15 protein-coding genes are annotated in these 16,113 nt (G+C 62.3%); 7 read left to right on the top strand and 8 right to left on the bottom strand.

All coding sequences use genetic code 11. The annotated features are described in order from the left end of the window. The first annotated feature begins 79 nt into the window (after nt 1–79). From rpsA to rfaE1, 7 genes are all read left to right on the top strand, one after another. Entirely contained in the window at nt 80–1,780 is a 1,701-nt protein-coding gene (gene rpsA, locus IE097_RS07640; protein ID WP_189459588.1) for a 30S ribosomal protein S1, read from the top strand. A 16-nt stretch (nt 1,781–1,796) separates the two neighbouring features. After that, a complete protein-coding gene (locus IE097_RS07635) occupies nt 1,797–2,081 on the top strand; it encodes an integration host factor subunit beta (RefSeq protein ID WP_070525962.1) in 285 nt (94 codons plus the stop codon). 126 nt (nt 2,082–2,207) lie between these two features. Further along, nucleotides 2,208–2,510, top strand: coding sequence for a LapA family protein (locus tag IE097_RS07630; protein WP_189459586.1), 303 nt, complete (start codon nt 2,208–2,210; stop codon nt 2,508–2,510). 22 nt (nt 2,511–2,532) lie between these two features. Then, nucleotides 2,533–3,705, top strand: coding sequence for a lipopolysaccharide assembly protein LapB (gene lapB / locus IE097_RS07625; protein WP_189459584.1), 1,173 nt, complete (start codon nt 2,533–2,535; stop codon nt 3,703–3,705). Between the two features lie 17 nt (nt 3,706–3,722). Beyond that, nucleotides 3,723–4,418, top strand: coding sequence for an orotidine-5'-phosphate decarboxylase (gene pyrF, locus IE097_RS07620; RefSeq protein ID WP_189459582.1), 696 nt, complete (start codon nt 3,723–3,725; stop codon nt 4,416–4,418). Next, nucleotides 4,415–5,731 (top strand): UDP-glucose dehydrogenase family protein, encoded by a 1,317-nt coding sequence (locus IE097_RS07615; RefSeq protein WP_189459580.1) that lies wholly within the window; start codon nt 4,415–4,417, stop codon nt 5,729–5,731. The genes pyrF and IE097_RS07615 overlap by 4 nt, the downstream gene beginning before the upstream one ends. After that, entirely contained in the window at nt 5,728–6,693 is a 966-nt protein-coding gene (gene rfaE1 / locus IE097_RS07610) for a D-glycero-beta-D-manno-heptose-7-phosphate kinase (RefSeq protein WP_308429694.1), read from the top strand. The genes IE097_RS07615 and rfaE1 overlap by 4 nt, the downstream gene beginning before the upstream one ends. Nucleotides 6,694–6,733: 40 nt before the next feature. Here the strand turns inward: rfaE1 and IE097_RS07605 are convergent, their stop codons facing one another. From IE097_RS07605 to IE097_RS07570, 8 genes are all read right to left on the bottom strand, one after another. Beyond that, the gene (locus tag IE097_RS07605; protein WP_189459578.1) at nt 6,734–8,536 is read right to left on the bottom strand and encodes a GGDEF domain-containing protein; all 1,803 of its coding nucleotides are present in this window, start codon (nt 8,534–8,536) and stop codon (nt 6,734–6,736) included. 112 nt (nt 8,537–8,648) lie between these two features. Then, nucleotides 8,649–9,692 (bottom strand): bifunctional UDP-4-keto-pentose/UDP-xylose synthase, encoded by a 1,044-nt coding sequence (locus tag IE097_RS07600; protein WP_189459576.1) that lies wholly within the window; start codon nt 9,690–9,692, stop codon nt 8,649–8,651. A 25-nt stretch (nt 9,693–9,717) separates the two neighbouring features. Further along, a complete protein-coding gene (locus IE097_RS07595; protein ID WP_189459575.1) occupies nt 9,718–10,635 on the bottom strand; it encodes a formyltransferase in 918 nt (305 codons plus the stop codon). Further along, a complete protein-coding gene (locus tag IE097_RS07590; protein ID WP_189459573.1) occupies nt 10,632–11,576 on the bottom strand; it encodes a glycosyltransferase in 945 nt (314 codons plus the stop codon). The genes IE097_RS07595 and IE097_RS07590 overlap by 4 nt, the downstream gene beginning before the upstream one ends. Before the next feature lie 73 nt (nt 11,577–11,649). After that, entirely contained in the window at nt 11,650–12,774 is a 1,125-nt protein-coding gene (locus tag IE097_RS07585; protein WP_189459572.1) for a DegT/DnrJ/EryC1/StrS family aminotransferase, read from the bottom strand. A gap of 26 nt (nt 12,775–12,800) precedes the next feature. After that, entirely contained in the window at nt 12,801–14,474 is a 1,674-nt protein-coding gene (locus IE097_RS07580; RefSeq protein WP_189459570.1) for a phospholipid carrier-dependent glycosyltransferase, read from the bottom strand. Nucleotides 14,475–14,584: 110 nt separating this feature from the next. Beyond that, nucleotides 14,585–15,202: a Smr/MutS family protein gene (locus IE097_RS07575; protein ID WP_189459569.1), complete on the bottom strand. Its 618-nt coding sequence runs from the start codon at nt 15,200–15,202 to the stop codon at nt 14,585–14,587. Nucleotides 15,203–15,288: 86 nt separating this feature from the next. Beyond that, a complete protein-coding gene (locus IE097_RS07570; protein ID WP_189459567.1) occupies nt 15,289–15,942 on the bottom strand; it encodes an SOS response-associated peptidase in 654 nt (217 codons plus the stop codon). Between the last annotated feature and the right edge of the window lie 171 nt (nt 15,943–16,113).

The raw sequence follows: 16,113 nt of genomic DNA, 5'->3' as shown, positions 1-16,113 counted from the left end.
GCGCCGCGCAAGGCGTCGCCGGTGAAGTTCAACTAACCCCCGCTCCCTGCGTCAGCAGGAGGCATGGAACATTTTCTCAATGACTACTGAAACTGCTTTTGGCTCGATGGAGAGCTTTGCCGCCCTGTTTGAAGAAAGCCTTCAAAATCAGGAAATGCGCTCTGGTGAAGTCATCACCGCCGAAGTCGTTGGTATCGACCACAACTTCGTCACCGTCAATGCCGGCCTCAAGTCGGAATCGCTGATTCCGGTTGAAGAATTCAAGAACGACGCGGGCGAGCTCGACGTCAAGATCGGCGACTTCGTTCCGGTCGCGATCGACAGCCTCGAAAACGGCTACGGCGAAACCAAGCTCTCGCGCGAAAAGGCCAAGCGCCTGGCTGCGTGGATCGAGCTGGAAGATACACTCGAGAAGGGCCTGGTCATGACCGGCGTGATCTCGGGCAAGGTCAAGGGCGGCCTGACCGTCATGGTCAACGGCCTGCGCGCCTTCCTGCCGGGTTCGCTCGTCGACATCCGTCCGGTCAAGGACACCACCCCGTACGAAGGCAAGTCGATCGAGTTCAAGGTCATCAAGCTCGACCGCAAGCGCAACAACGTCGTCGTTTCGCGTCGTGCCGTGCTGGAAGAGTCGCTGGGTGAAGAGCGTCAAAAGCTCATGGAAACCCTGCGCGAAGGCGCGGTCATCAAGGGTATCGTCAAGAACATCACCGACTACGGCGCATTCGTCGACCTCGGCGGTATCGACGGCCTGCTGCACATCACCGACCTGGCTTGGCGTCGTGTCAAGCACCCGTCGGAAGTGCTGGCTGTCGGCGACGAAATCGAAGCCAAGGTCCTCAAGTTCGACCAGGAAAAGAACCGCGTCTCGCTGGGTCTCAAGCAGCTGGGCGAAGATCCGTGGGTTGGCCTGTCGCGCCGCTACCCGTCGGGCACCCGCCTGTTCGGCAAGGTCACCAACCTGACCGACTACGGTGCGTTCGTTGAAATCGAACAGGGCATCGAAGGTCTGGTGCACGTGTCCGAAATGGACTGGACCAACAAGAACGTCCATCCGTCGAAGGTTGTTTCGCTGGGCGACGAAGTCGAAGTCATGATCCTCGACATCGACGAAGAAAAGCGTCGCATCTCGCTGGGCATGAAGCAGTGCATGGCCAACCCGTGGGACGAGTTCGCTCAGAACTTCAAGAAGGGCGACAAGCTGCAAGGCGCGATCAAGTCGATCACCGACTTCGGCGTGTTCGTCGGTCTGCCGGGCGGCATCGACGGCCTGGTTCACCTGTCGGACCTGTCGTGGCACGCTACCGGGGAAGAAGCCGTTCGCAACTTCAAGAAGGGCGACGAAGTCGAAGCCGTGGTTCTGTCGATCGACGTCGACAAGGAACGCATCAGCCTCGGCATCAAGCAGCTCGAAGGCGATCCGTTCAACAACTACGTGTCGACCAGCGACAAGGGCACCATCGTTCGCGGTACCGTCAAGTCGCTTGACGCCAAGGGCGCTGTTGTTGCGCTGACCGACGAAGTCGAAGGCTACCTGCGCGCTACCGAAGTGTCGCGTGACCGTGTCGAAGACATCCGCACCGTCCTGAAGGAAGGTGATGAAGTCGAAGCCATGATCATCAACGTTGATCGCAAGAACCGTTCGATCAACCTGTCGATCAAGTCGAAGGACATGGGCGAAGAAAAGGCTGCAATGAGCCAGCTCTCCGCCGATGCTTCGGCCGGCACGACCAACCTCGGCGCGCTGCTGAAGGCCAAGCTGTCCGGCTCGCAAGAGTAAGGAGGCTTGAGGCGGCATGACCAAGTCCGAACTCATCGCAAAGCTCGCCGAGCGCTATCCGCAGCTTGTTGCGAAGGATGCTGAGTTGGCCGTCAAGACCATTCTCGATGCCATGGCCAAGAGCCTTGCTCAAGGCCAGCGCATCGAGATCCGTGGCTTCGGCAGCTTTGACCTCAACTACCGACCGCCGCGCGTGGGGCGCAATCCGAAATCCGGCAGCAAAGTTGAGGTGCCGGAAAAGTTTGTTCCCCACTTCAAGGCCGGAAAGGAATTGCGTGAGCGCGTTGACGAGCTGATGTAATCCTGTCGCTTGCGGCAAAAATGACGGCACCTTCGGGTGTCGTCATTTTTTTGCGCGCTGCCAGCTGCGCTGCCATGGGTGTAATCGGCTACAATATGGGGTCAAACTATCGATACGGGCTTGTGGATGCGCTACCTGTTTTGGCTGATCAAGTTTCTGCTGTTCGTCGTGCTGTTCGGCTTCGCGATGCACAATGCCGAGCCGGTGGCGCTCAACTTTTTCCTCGGCTATGTCTGGCAGGCGCCGCTTGCGCTGTTGTTGCTGATCGCCTTCGTGCTGGGGGCCGTCTTCGGGATTCTGGCCGTACTCGGCAAGGTCGTTCGCCTGCGCCGAGAGCTTGTCGCACTGCGCAAGGAAGTCCGTACCCGCACCACCCCCGAGGTCGTGACCGCTGACGCCGCGCTGCAGCCGCCGCGGGACGCCGTCTGATCCTTGGCCTGACAGGCACTCCATGCTCGAATCCCAATACTGGTGGCTGATTGCCTTCCCGATCTTTTTCGGGCTCGGCTGGCTGGCTGCCCGCGTCGATATCAAACACGTCCTTTCGGAAACACGCTCGCTGCCGGCAGCGTACTTCAAGGGGTTGAATCACCTGCTGAACGGTGAGACCAACCGGGCAGTCGAGGTCTACGTCGACATCGCCAAGCATCATGCCGAAACGGTCGAACTGCAGTTTTCGCTCGGGCACCTGTTCCGTCGCCGCGGCGAGCTGGAACGGGCGATCAACATGCACCAGAAGCTGCTCGAGCGGCGCGAGCTGACCGAGGCGCAGCGGCAGTCCGCGCAGTTCGAACTTGCGCAGGACTTCATGAAGGCCGGACTGTTCGATCGTGCCGAGGCCTTGCTGAACGAATTGCAGCACAGCGATTACGCCCGTCAGGCGCGGACCGAGCTGCTGGGGATGTACGAACTCGAAAAGGCGTGGAAAAAGGCGATTGAAACCGCGCAGCAGCTGCGCGACGACAGTCACAGCTACCAGCACGAAATCGCCCAGTTCTATTGCGAGCTGGCCGAGCAGTCGCTGACCCGCTCGAAAAAAGATGAAGCACGTGCTTATCTGGCGCAGGCGCTGGAAACGCATCGCCAGTGCAGCCGCGCCAGGTTGCTGCTTGGCGAAATGGCAATGGCCGAGCAGAACTACACCGCAGCGATCGACGAGTGGCTGTCACTGGAAGCGCAGGAGCCGCACGCGTTGGCGCTGGCCATGCGGCAGCTGATGGCGGCCTATGATGCGCTTGGCCGCGGCGACGAAGGGACGACGCTGCTGCTTCGGCTGCTCAAGCATTACCCTGAGCTGGATGTCATGGATCTGGCCTACGAGCGCCTGATGTCGCTCCAAGGCGTCGATGCGGCGTATGAGTTCGTGCGCGAACGGATGCGCGAGCACCCGACCATGCCGGGACTGCGCAAGGTGCTCGAGGCACACCTGCTGGTGGCGCCGGATGACCAGAAGGCCGAGCTCGAAGTCATAGTCCGTCTGCTCAATGACGTGACGCGTGACCAGTCGATGTACTACTGCCGCCATTGCGGTTTCAAGACCAAACAGTATTTCTGGCATTGCCCGGCCTGCAACGAGTGGGAAACCTACCCGCCGGTGCGCGGTCGCAAGAAAGCCAGCGCCTGATTTCCTGGATTCGAACCATGAACGACCCGAAAGTCATCGTCGCACTCGATTTTGCCGACGCTTCGGCCGCGCTGGCGTTTGCCGGTCGCGTGTCACCGACCCAATGCCGGCTGAAGGTCGGCAAGGAACTCTTCACCACCGTCGGGCCGCAATTGGTCGAGGCACTGGTTGCCAAAGGGTTCGATGTTTTTCTCGATCTGAAATTCCACGACATCCCGCATACGGTGGCGCAGGCCTGCAAGGCTGCCGCCAGGCTTGGCGTCTGGATGGTCAATGTCCACGCCTCCGGTGGACGAAAGATGATGGAAACCACCCGCGAGGCGCTCGAAGCCTTGCCGCAGCGACCCTTGCTGATCGCTGTGACCGTGCTGACCAGCATGGACGAGGTGCAACTGGCCGAGCTGGGTCTGCCGTCGCCGGCTACGCAGGTCGAACGGCTGGCGCGGCTGACCCGCGACTGCGGGCTTGATGGGGTCGTCTGCTCCGCCCAGGAGGCGACCCTGCTTCGCAACGCATGTGGGCCGACCTTCAAGCTGGTGACGCCGGGCATCCGTCCGGCGGACGCAAGCGCCGACGACCAGCACCGCATCATGACGCCGGACGCGGCCATTCGCGCCGGTAGCGATTACCTCGTGATCGGTCGGCCGATCACCCGGAGCGCCGATCCGCTCGCGACGCTGAACCGAATCAACCAATCATTGGAACTGCTATGAAAATCACCGTAATCGGTACCGGTTATGTCGGTCTGGTGACCGGCGCCTGCCTTGCCGAGGTTGGCAACGACGTGCTGTGTCTGGATCTGGACAAGGCCAAGATCGACAAGCTGCACGAGGGCGTTCTGCCGATCTACGAGCCGGGTCTCGACGAAGTCGTCGCGCGCAACGTGGCGGCCGGCCGCCTGCATTTCACCACCGACATCGACCGTTCGGTTGCGCACGGTACGGTGCAATTCATTGCCGTCGGTACGCCGCCGGATGAAGACGGTTCGGCCGACTTGCAGTACGTTGTGGCGGCAGCACGCAATATCGGCCAGCGCATGACCGACTACAAGGTTGTCGTCGACAAGTCGACGGTGCCGGTCGGTACTGCCGAGAAGGTCAAGGCGGCCATCGCCGACGAGCTGGCCAAGCGTGGCCTCTCGCTCGACTTCAGCGTCGTCTCCAATCCGGAGTTCCTCAAGGAAGGGGCGGCAGTCGAAGACTTCATGCGCCCGGACCGTATTGTCATCGGGGCCGAGGATGATCAGGCCATTCACACCATGCGTGCGCTGTATCACCCGTTCCAGCGCAATCATGACCGCACCCTGGTGATGGATATCCGTTCGGCGGAACTGACGAAATACGCGGCCAACGCCATGCTGGCCACGCGGATCTCGTTCATGAACGAGCTGGCCAACCTGGCCGAGGTGCTTGGTGCGGACATCGAGCTGGTGCGTCGCGGCATCGGTTCCGATCCGCGTATCGGTTACAGCTTCCTGTACTCGGGTTGCGGTTACGGCGGCTCGTGCTTTCCGAAGGACGTCAAGGCGCTGCAGAAAACCGGCGAGGAAAACGGTGTGCCGCTGCGGGTGCTGGCCGCCGTCGAGGAGGCCAACGACGCACAGAAACAGCGCCTCATCGACAAGGTGGTCTCCCGGTTCGGCAACGACCTCAGCGGTCGCCGTTTTGCGCTCTGGGGTCTGGCGTTCAAGCCGGGTACCGATGACATGCGCGAAGCACCGAGTCTGACGCTGATCGATGGCCTGCTGGCGCGCGGTGCAACGGTATGCGGTTTCGATCCGGTGGCCAATCATGAGGCACATCGTGTTCTGGGCGAACGCATCGATTACGCGGAGAATCCGCTGGATGCGCTTGATGGCGCCGACGCGCTGCTGATCGTGACCGAATGGAAGCAGTTCCGTGCACCGGATTTCGACCGCATCAAGCAGTCGCTGAAAACGCCGCTGATCATCGACGGTCGCAATCTGTACGAGCCGGCGGCCATGCGTGCGCTGGGTCTCGAATACGACGCGATCGGGCGCAAATGATGTTGCCGGCTGGTCAATCCGTAGCCGCGCTGAAGGCGGCGATTGCCGGCGCCCGCGTGATGGTCGTCGGCGATGTGATGCTCGACCGTTACTGGTTCGGTGACGTCGAGCGGATCTCGCCCGAAGCACCGGTGCCGGTGGCGCGCATCCGCAAGACCGACGAGCGTGCCGGTGGCGCCGCCAATGTGGCGCGCAACATCGCATCGCTGGGCGGTCAGGCGACGCTGCTGGCCGTGGTCGGCGATGACGAGGCGGGGCGTAGCCTGGAAAAGCTGCTGCGTGACGATGGCGTCAACACCTCGTTGTATCGCGACCCGGAAATCGCCACGACGGTGAAGCTGCGGGTGCTGGCGAGGCAGCAGCAGTTGCTGCGGATCGATTTTGAAGAAAAGCCAAGCCACGAAATCCTCGCGACCAAGCTGGACGACTTCCGCCGGCTTTTGGCTGATGCTGATGTCGTGATCCTGTCCGACTACGGCAAGGGTGGCCTGCAGCATGTCTACGAAATGATCGCGGCGGCACGTGCGGCGGGCAAGCCGGTGCTGGTCGACCCCAAAGGTGACGACTATTCGCGCTATCGCGGTGCGACCTTGCTGACGCCGAACCGCAGCGAGTTCCGCCAGGTGGCCGGTGACTGGCGCGACGAAGCGGATCTGACGGCCAAGGCGCAGGCGCTGCGCGAGCAGCTTGATCTTGAGGCCTTGCTGGTCACGCGAAGCGAAGAGGGGATGACGCTGTTCCGCAGCACTGGCGTTGTGCACCAGCCGACGGTGGCGCGCGAGGTGTTCGATGTCTCGGGGGCGGGCGATACGGTCATCGCGACCTTGGGCCTCATGCTGGCCGCCGGCCTGCAGTTGCCGGAGGCGATGAGCTGGTCCAATCATGCGGCCGGTATCGTGGTCGCCAAGCTGGGTACGGCGACGGTATTGCAGGACGAGGTGTTTGCCGAATCAACGCCATGAATGAAGCAAACCAGTAAAAAAGCGGCCTGTGGCCGCTTTTTTACTGGTTTGCTGCGGCTGACGCGGGCTCGGCCTCGACGCGGTTCTTGCCGAGCAGCTTGGCGCGATACATGCCGTGATCGGCCCGCTCGATGGCATGGGCGCGGTGCTCGTCGGGCTGAACCATGGTCACGCCGGCGCTGAACGTGATCAGCAGCTTGTCGTTGTTGTGCATGAAGAAGCGCCGGGTGAGTTCGCGCTGCAGCCGCTGCAGGATCTGCGTTGCGTCCTCGAGGTCGGTATCCGGCAGCAAAAGTACGAACTCTTCGCCGCCGTAGCGCGACACGACGTCGGTCGGCCGCAGCAGCTCGCGGATCACCTGCACCAGGTGGACCAGTGCGCCGTCGCCGGCGGCGTGCCCCATCTGGTCGTTGAGTTTCTTGAAGTTGTCGATGTCGAGCAGTGCCAGAGCCATCGGCGTGTGCTGGCGCGCCATGCGGGAAAGCTCGACTTCATACGCTTCTTCGAGGCCGCGGCGGTTGAGTGCGCCGGTCAGCTGGTCCTCGCGCACCTTTTCGCTGACCTCACGCAGCTCGCGTTCCAGCTGCATGACCCGTTGCTGGGCCTGATCGGCTTCGTGACGGGCGGTGACCAGCTCGTCGCGCGAGCGCAGCACGTCGAGCTGGAGCGTGCGTGTGTCGTGCATGATGTCGTCGAGGACGAACTTGAGGGTCGCGGGGTTGTCGGCGGTCTGCACCTTTGCGGCGTACTGGCGGATTTTTTCCTGATACTGCTCGGTGCTGGCCGAGAGCGAGCCGAGCCGGTCGAGGAAGGTCGTCGCCATGCTCTTGAGCGTGGACTGGGCGTCGTGCAGGTTGTGCTTGAGCAGGCTCTGCTTGTAGATCACTTCCTTGAGTCCGGCTTCGGCATCGTAGATCAGCCGCATGTTCAGCGGCCGCGCCATGATTTCCTGCACCACGGCAACCTGGCCCTGCAGCCAGCTGTCGTCGACCAGCAGCTCGCCCATATTGTCGGTGAGCAGGCGCAGCAAACTGAGTAGTCCGTCGGACAGTCGTCGCTCCTGCTGGCCTTGCAGTTCGATCTTGAGCCAGAGTTTTTTCAGGCGAGGAAGCCATTTCTGCAGGTCGTGCTCGTTGCCCAGCGCGCGCGCCTCGTTGCTGATCTGGCGGACTTCCTCGGCCAGTTCTGCATCATGCGTCAGCAACGTCGGCATGACGCCCAGCTCGAGCGCCTGGGTGACGGCTTCACGCCAGTCGTGCCAGGCGGTGTCGCTGGTGTCGAGCGCCGTCGAAGGGGGCGCATCGGCGATGTCCGGCGATGTACCGATGCCGGTGGTTTCACTGCTCGTTTCGCCGCTGGTTTCGCTCCACGCCTGCAATAAGGCAGCCAGTTTTTCGTTCAGCAGGTCGGATTCGTTGCTGAAGTGGATCAGGACACGCTCCAGCGTTTCCTGCTTGCGGGTCGGCGTGTACAGCGGGTTGCGCATGTCCCAGAGCCGGACCAGTTCGCGTACCAGATCGGACCATGGCATTGCCAGCTTGGCCTGACCGCCCTGCAGTTCGATCGCGCGGATGACCAGTGGCGGAACATCCTGCCACTCGCCCAGCCGGGCGGACTGCCGCATCTGCTTGATCAGCCGCAGAAACTCCTGCCCCTGTCGCGGCAGTGCGTGCAGGCTCCGGTCGATTTCGCGCATCAGCGGCGGCACGCGCTCGTCGTCCGGCGTTTCGGCGATGCCGTCGTAGATTTCCGCGTAATGGTCCGGCGTCGGTGGAATGCGGCGCAGCATCAGTTGCCTGAGCGTTTCGCGGGCGATGTCGGTCGGATTGGTTGGGGCGGGCATGGTATCGGTATCGGGCGCGGAATGCGCCCTCAATTATAAGGGGCGCCGACGGCGTACTGGCATTAAAAAACCGGAAGCGAGGCTTCCGGTTTTGCATGCGGGTGGGCCAGTCTCAGTCGACGAGTCCGCGGGCTTCTGCCACCTGGTCCTTGTAGGCATCGAAGATGCCCTTGAGCGCGTCGGCCATGCTCACCGTCGGTGCCCATTCGAGGTCGGTCCTGGTGTTGTCGATCTTCGGAACGCGGTTCTGCACGTCCTGATAACCCTTGCCGTAGTACTCGCCCGACGTGGTTTCGACAACCTGAACCTTGGCAACGCCGTCGGCATATTCCGGATACTGCTTGGCAAGGTCGATCATCATCGTCGCCAGCTCGCGGACCGAGTAGTTGTTGACCGGGTTGCCGATATTGTAAATCTGGCCCGAGGCCTTGCCGTCCTTGTTGTCGATGATCTTCATCAGTGCGGCGATGCCGTCATCGATATAGGTGAACGCGCGTTTCTGATGGCCGCCGTCGACCAGCTTGATCGTCTCGCCGCGAACGATGTGGCCGAGGAACTGCGTGATCACGCGGCTCGAGCCTTCCTTCGGCGTGTGGATCGAATCGAGGCCCGCGCCGATCCAGTTGAACGGACGGAACAGCGTGTAGTCGAGGCCTTCCTGCTGGCCGTAGGCAGCGATGACGCGGTCCATCAGCTGCTTCGAGCAGGCGTAGATCCAGCGCGGCTTGTTGATCGGGCCGTAGATCAGTTCGGAGTTTTCCGGGTCGAACTCGCCGTCCTTGCACATGCCGTAGACCTCCGAGGTCGACGGGAAGATCACGCGCTTCTTGTACTTCACGCACCACTTGATGATCGGCAGGTTGGCCTCGAAGTCGAGTTCGAACACGCGCAGCGGTGCTTGCACATAGGTTGCCGGGGTGGCGATCGCCACGAGTGGCAGCACGACGTCACACTTCTTGACGTGGTACTCGATCCACTCCTGATTGATGGTGATGTCGCCTTCAAAGAAGTGGAAGCGCGGGTGTTCGAGGAACTCGCTGACCTTGCCGGCGTACATGTCCATGCCGAAGACTTCCCAGTCGGTCGTCTCGAGAATGCGCTTGGTCAGGTGGTGGCCGATGAAGCCGTTGACGCCAAGGATGAGGACTTTTTTCATGTTGTGTCTGCCTGCAGGTGTTGAGTCAGGATTCGAATTCGAGCGGTGCGCTGAGCGCGTCGGGCTTAAGGGGTTTGCCGTCCAGCGTCGCGTCGAGCACACGCAGCAAGCCGCCGTCGGCACAGCGTAACCAGAGCTTGTCGTCTGCAGCCCAGAGTGTGACGCGGCCGCCGTCGGATGTGGATGGTACTGCGTCGATACGGCGGGTTCGCCACAGCGTCAGTCGCCCGCGTGGTGTGTCGCTGAACGCGCCCGGATAGGGGTGAGTGACGGCGCGCACCAGATCATGCAGTTGCTGTGCGGACTGACGCCAGTCGATCCGGCCGTCCTCCAGCTTGCGTCCGCCGAAGTAGCCGCCTTGCGACAGATCCTGCGGCGTGAACGTCGCCGTGCCGGCCACCAGACGGGGGAGCGCGCGGTGCAGACACAGTTCGCCGGCCACCGCGACCTTCTCGAACACGTCGTGTGCCGTGTCGTCGGGGAGGATGGGGACGGCAAGCTGATCGACGATCGCACCATTGTCCGGCTTGATGTTCATCACGTGCAGCGTGACGCCGGTTTCGGTTTCACCGTGGATGATGGCCCAGTTCACCGGAACACGACCACGGTACTGCGGCAGCAGCGAGCCGTGCAGGTTGAATGCGCCGCGGCTTGGTGCCGCGAGAATCGGCGCCTTGAGCATGTGGCGGTAGTAGAACGAAAACACGAAGTCCGGCGCCAGCGCCGCGATGCGGGCTTCGACCTCGGGCACATTCGGGTCGGCGGGGGTGATGTAGGGTATGTCGCAGTCCCGACATACCTGTGCCACCGAGCCAAACCAGATGTTCTCGTCCGGGTTGTCCTCATGCGTGACGACGAGGTCGATCCGGATGCCCTGCGCCAGCAGAACCCGAAGGCTGCGGACGCCGACGTTATGGTAGGCAAAAACGACGGCGCGTGTCATTCGACGGCCCGTTTCTCAAGAATGCCGGCAATCAGGTAGCGCGGCCGCTGACGGACCTCGTGATAGATCCGGCCGATGTACTCGCCGAGGAGACCGATACCGAACAGTGCAATGCCGATCAGCAAAAAGGCGATCGCGAACAGCGTGAACAGGCCGCCTTCTTCCGGACCGACAATGAAGCGGCGGCCGACGAGGTAGAGGACCAGGAAGCCGGACAGGGTCGAAATCACCATGCCGAGCATCGAGAACATCTGCAGCGGTACGATCGAGAAGCCCGTCATCAGGTCGAAATTGAGCCGGATCAGGCTGTAGATCGAGTACTTCGATTCACCGGCGAAGCGTTCCTCGTGGCCGACGACGACTTCGGTCGGGTTCTGGGCAAACGAATAGGCCAGCGCCGGAATGAAGGTGTGCATCTCGTTGCACAGATTGATCGTGTCGATGATCCGGCGGCTGTAGGCGCGCAGCATGCAGCCCTGGTCGGTCATCTTGATCCGGGTGAGTTTCTCCCGCAACCGGTTCATCGCCCGGCTGGCGACGTGACGCCAGACCGAGTCGTTGCGCTGGCGACGGATCGAGCCGACATAATCATGACCCTTGTCCATTTCATCGAGCAGCGTCTTGATGTCTTCGGGCGGATTCTGCAGGTCGGCGTCGAGCGTGACGATCTGTTCGCCGCGGGCATGCTCGAAGCCGGCCAGGATGGCGCGATGCTGGCCGAAGTTGCCGTTGAACAGGATCACTCGGGTGACATCAGGACGCTTGTGGAACTGTTCGGCCAGCAGGGCCGGCGAGCGGTCGCGGCTGCCGTCGTTGATGAACAGGACCTCGTACGTCTTGCCGAGCTGGTCGAGCGCCGGATAAAGGCGGTCGAACAGTGCGGCAAGGCCGTCTTCCTCGTTGTAAACGGGGATGATGATGGAAACGGTCGGTTCGGTCATGAGCTCGCTATCGGTGACATGCGTCGTAGCAGCGCATGATGCATCGGCTGGCTTAAGCGGCGATGAAGTCATCTCAGCCCTTCAGAGCCGGGGCCAGTACGGCGGTGAGCGCATCGCAGACCCGGTCGACGTCCGACTCGATCATTGCCGGGAACAGCGGCAGGCTGATGGTGCTCGCGCCGACACGCTCGGTGTGCGGATACATGCCGTCGGTGTAGCCGAGGGCGCGATAGTAGGTGAACAGGTGCAGCGCCGGATAATGCACGCCGACACCGACGCCCGCATCCTTCATCCGGGCAATGAACTCGCCGCGCGAAATGTTCATCCGGTCGAGCGGCAGCAGGATCTGGAACATGTGCCAGTTGCTGTCGGCGGATTCGACGGGCAGGCCCAAGCCAAGCTTGCGGTCGATTTTGGCAAAGTAGCGATCGGCCAGCTCGGCGCGCCGCTTGTTGAATGCATCGAGCTGCTTCAGCTGGCCGAGGCCGACCGCGGCAGCAACATCGGTGAGGTTGTACTTGCCGCCGGGGAGGTCGACGTCCATCGTGCCGTCGGGCAATCGGGTGACGCCCTGCAGGCGCCACTTTTCGAACAGACGCGCTTCCTCTGGCGTGTTCATCACCAGTGCGCCGCCCTCGATCGTCGTCATGTTCTTGTTCGGGTGGAAGGACACCGAGCACAGGTCGCCGAAGCTGCCGACGCGTCGGCCGTTCCAGGTTGCGCCCTGCGACTGCGCCGCGTCCTCGATGACGCGCAGGCCGTGTTTTCCGGCGATGGCGTACAGGCGGTCCCGGTCGACCGGCAGTCCGGCCAGATCGACCGGCAAGATGGCACGGGTACGCGGCGTGATGGCTGCTTCGATCAGTTCCAGGTCGATGTTGCGCGTGACCGGATCGATGTCGACGAATACCGGCTTGCCACCCGCATTGATGATGACGTTGCTGGTCGCCACCCAGGTCATGGCCGTGGTGATGACTTCGTCACCCGGTTTCAGGTCGATCAGTCGCAGTGCGATTTCCATGGCCCCGGTTGCGGAGGTGACGACGCGAACCGGCCGGCCGCCGAAATAGTCCGACAGTGCCGTCTCGAGTGCGGCCACCTTGGGGCCGCTGGTGATCCAGCCGGAGCGCAGGACGCTGGCGACGTCGGCGATCGTTTCTTCATCGATGCTCGGGCGGGTGAAAGGCAGGAATTCCATGGTGGGTCTCGGTCGTTTCGTTTCGGTCAGTTCGAGGCCGAAGCGGGGCGGGTGATGACGATGCGGCGCGGATCGCTGGCGATGATCTGCATTGCCAGACCCTGCTGTTGCAGTTCGCGGAAGCGGTCCGGATTGGTGATCGCTACCGGTGCCGGGTCGTTGTGCCAGTGCTGCAGGAAGACTTCGTTGCTCATTTTCTTGTCCGGCTCCTGCTGCTGGCCGAGCGTGAATTCGTCGCCGTACTCGACCAGCTGCACCGGACGCTTCAGGTAGAACGGTACCGTCTGATCATAGTAGTGATACATGTACACCGTGCTGCCGGGCTTCAGCTGCGGCTTGATCGTCTCGATCAGATGGTAGCTGGAATTGGTTTCGGCAAATTCGTTGTGCCCCAGCATCGGAATCTGTGCGCCGACCAGTCCGGTCGCGGCCAGTACGATCAGCGTAATGTCGAAGCGTCGGCGCAAGGCGCTCCACAACGCGACTGCCGCGAGTACGGTGATGACGATGCCGCCCGCCAGGGCCCATTCGGAAAACGCCGCGTTGTAGATCTGCGGGGTCTTGTCGCTGCCCTTGGCGGCAATGACCGGTACCGCGGCCATCAGCACGACGCCGAGAGCCAGCATCGTGCCGCTCAGCCACAACCAGCTGCGGCGGCGCAGGTCGGTCAGCACGAATCCGGCCAGCAGTGCAAGTGCCGGGAACATCGGCAGGATGTAGGACGGCAGTTTCGACTGCGACTTCGAGAAGAACAGGAAGATCAGCGCGGCCCAGACCAGCAGGAAGCGCTGTGGCTGGAAGCGCTGCGCGTTGCTGGCCTGCCAGCCGGCACGAAGCGTTTGCGGCAGCAGGGCGGTCCACGGCAGCAGGCCGACGATCAGGATCGGTACGAAGTAGTACCACGCGCCTTCGCGGCGGGCCTGGTCGGTGGCGAAGCGCTGGAAGTGCTCGTGAATGAAGAAGAAGTGTGCGAACTCCGGGTTGGCGCGCGAGACCATTACGAACCAGGGCGCGGCAATCAGCAGCAGCAGTGCAATGCCCTTGATGAAGTGCATCCGCGCCCACGGCTTCCAGTCACGGGTCCATAGCGAGTAAATGACCAGTGTGCCGCCGGGGAAAACGAGGCCGATCAGCCCTTTGGACATGATCGCCAGTGCAATCGCCCCCCAGGCCACGAGCATGGCGTTGCGGTTTTCGGTCGGCGTCGCGTCGTCCTGTTGCGCCCAGACGAAAGCAAACAGCGCAATGGACAGAAAGCAGGAGACGCCCATGTCGAGTGTCAGGAAGTGGCCGTTGCCGATCCACCACAGGCTGCTGGCCAGAATCACCGACGCGCCGATTGCACGCGTTTCGGCGTCGGGTTTGCGGCGGAACAGGCGCTTGGCGGTGAAGTACAGTGCAATCACCGCGATGAAGCCGGTCAGCCCCGGCCAGAGGCGCGCGGCAAACTCGGTTTCGCCGAACAGCTTGAAGTTGGTCGCCGTGGCCCAGTACTGCAGGATCGGCTTTTCGAAATACTTGATGCCATTGAGCCGGGGTGTCAGCCAGTCGCCACTGGTCAGCATTTCGCGTCCGATTTCGGCGTAGCGGCCTTCATCGGGGGAAATCAGTTTGCGATAGCCCAGCGTGCTGAACCACAGTACGGCAAACGAAATGAGCATCAGCCATTTGGGCCAGCGCTTGTTGGCGAAATCGGTCATGCACGGGTCCGGTTGGAATTGAATTTAAGTTGTCGTGAGCCTGTCACGGTCTGGCAGGGGCGTAACATAATCGAAAACACTAGGCGCCACCAGTTAAGCGAGCGTGAAGTTCAGTGGTGGCGCCGTGTTTTCAGCAGCACCAGTACCGCGCCACTGCCACCGTCGGCGGGTCGCGCCTGACTGAAGGCAAGCACTTCATCGCGCTGGACCAGCCAGTTGCGCAGTTTGTGCTTCAGCACCGGCTCGCCGTTTTTCGAGCTCAAGCCCTTGCCGTGGATGATGCGCACGCAGCGCCGGTGCGTCTGCTGTGCCGCATGCAGAAATTCGGCAACCTGCTGTCGGGCGGCCTCGCTGTCAAAACCGTGCAGGTCGAGTTCGGCCTGGGTCAGCCAGTGACCGCGACGGAGCTTCTTGAGCGTGTCGAGCTTCTGACCGGGGCGCAGGTAGAGCAGTTCTTCACCCGCAGCCAGCTCGTCCCACGGCCAGTAATCGCTCATTGCTTCGGTGCCCGAGGCGAGCTCGGCCGGTTGCTGTTTCGGCCACGGGCTGGGTGGTGCTGCAGGATGCGGGTGGCGCGGAGCGTGTTGCAACGGGGTGCTGCCGCGCACGGCTTGCATGAACAGCGTGTGGTCGTCGGGGGCGGACGGGGGCGGTGCCTTGATCGGCGTTGCAATGGCCTGCAACTGCTTCTTGAGCTGCTTGAGGCGACGGCGGTTGTGGCTGTCCATGTCGACGTGCGGGAGGGGTCGTTAGTGGCGCGAGGGCCGCATTTTGCCGCAAAGCGTGATGCCCGGGCATCGCTTGATGGTGTTTCTCACCCGAGCAGCGACGCCTGGCGGGGCGGATTGCCCGTGGCCCGCATCCGTTCGGCCGGAAAATCGCGTAGGTAGCGGCGGGCTTCGGCCGGGTCGGCGCAGTTCAGCCATTCGTCGTAGTCGCACGCCGGAACGATGACCAGCGAGCGTTTCTCGTCACCGGGCCGGTGCATCCGATTCATCAGCGGATGGTGGTCGGCGTTGATCGTCAGCTGCGAGAAGCTGAACGAATGGCTGCCGTTGTCTTCCTTCCAGGGGCGCCAGATGCCGGCAACGGCAAACGGTTCGCCGTCGGCCATGCCGATCCGCATCCGCTCGGCCCGGCCGCTCTCGTAGCACGGCTCGAAGAATGCCGTCATCGGAATCAGGCAGCGATAGCCCTTCAGCCAGGCTGTCCGGTAGGAGCGTTTGCGGTCGACCGTCTCCGTCCTGGCGTTCATGGTGCTGAAATGCGCGGCGCCGGCCGGAATCTTGCGTCTGGGAATCATGCCGTAGTTCGCCAGCAGTGCCTGACGTTGACCGTCGTCGCCCTGGATGATGATCGGGGCGGAATAGTCCTGCCAGACCTCGTCCTGCCATTCACCGAACGGGTCGGGGGTGGCGAAACGCTGAGGCAGGATGGTCGGTGGCGTGGGCAGAAAGTTGACGCACATAAGCGGGGCGGGCAAACGTCGAAGAGTGCACGGTCCACGGGCGGTCCGGCATGCGTTCAACGATACGCAAGCTTGCCTGCCGCTGCAGCGACTTTCTGCCGTGCGAACGTTCATCCTCAAGGTAAAATCACGGACCAAAGCACACGAGTTTCGGACAGGTATCAGACGTTG

This window comes from Jeongeupia chitinilytica, from assembly GCF_014652315.1.
GTDB lineage: Bacteria > Pseudomonadota > Gammaproteobacteria > Burkholderiales > Chitinibacteraceae > Jeongeupia > Jeongeupia chitinilytica.
This window is presented reverse-complemented; position numbering and strand designations above follow the sequence as displayed.

Coding starts and splice junctions, on each gene's coding strand:
- rpsA (WP_189459588.1), top strand. CDS start 80: ATGACTACTGAAACTGCTTTTGGCTCGATGGAGAGCTTTGCCGCCCTG.
- IE097_RS07635 (WP_070525962.1), top strand. CDS start 1,797: ATGACCAAGTCCGAACTCATCGCAAAGCTCGCCGAGCGCTATCCGCAG.
- IE097_RS07630 (WP_189459586.1), top strand. CDS start 2,208: ATGCGCTACCTGTTTTGGCTGATCAAGTTTCTGCTGTTCGTCGTGCTG.
- lapB (WP_189459584.1), top strand. CDS start 2,533: ATGCTCGAATCCCAATACTGGTGGCTGATTGCCTTCCCGATCTTTTTC.
- pyrF (WP_189459582.1), top strand. CDS start 3,723: ATGAACGACCCGAAAGTCATCGTCGCACTCGATTTTGCCGACGCTTCG.
- IE097_RS07615 (WP_189459580.1), top strand. CDS start 4,415: ATGAAAATCACCGTAATCGGTACCGGTTATGTCGGTCTGGTGACCGGC.
- rfaE1 (WP_308429694.1), top strand. CDS start 5,728: ATGATGTTGCCGGCTGGTCAATCCGTAGCCGCGCTGAAGGCGGCGATT.
- IE097_RS07605 (WP_189459578.1), bottom strand. CDS start 8,536: ATGCCCGCCCCAACCAATCCGACCGACATCGCCCGCGAAACGCTCAGG.
- IE097_RS07600 (WP_189459576.1), bottom strand. CDS start 9,692: ATGAAAAAAGTCCTCATCCTTGGCGTCAACGGCTTCATCGGCCACCAC.
- IE097_RS07595 (WP_189459575.1), bottom strand. CDS start 10,635: ATGACACGCGCCGTCGTTTTTGCCTACCATAACGTCGGCGTCCGCAGC.
- IE097_RS07590 (WP_189459573.1), bottom strand. CDS start 11,576: ATGACCGAACCGACCGTTTCCATCATCATCCCCGTTTACAACGAGGAA.
- IE097_RS07585 (WP_189459572.1), bottom strand. CDS start 12,774: ATGGAATTCCTGCCTTTCACCCGCCCGAGCATCGATGAAGAAACGATC.
- IE097_RS07580 (WP_189459570.1), bottom strand. CDS start 14,474: ATGACCGATTTCGCCAACAAGCGCTGGCCCAAATGGCTGATGCTCATT.
- IE097_RS07575 (WP_189459569.1), bottom strand. CDS start 15,202: ATGGACAGCCACAACCGCCGTCGCCTCAAGCAGCTCAAGAAGCAGTTG.
- IE097_RS07570 (WP_189459567.1), bottom strand. CDS start 15,942: ATGTGCGTCAACTTTCTGCCCACGCCACCGACCATCCTGCCTCAGCGT.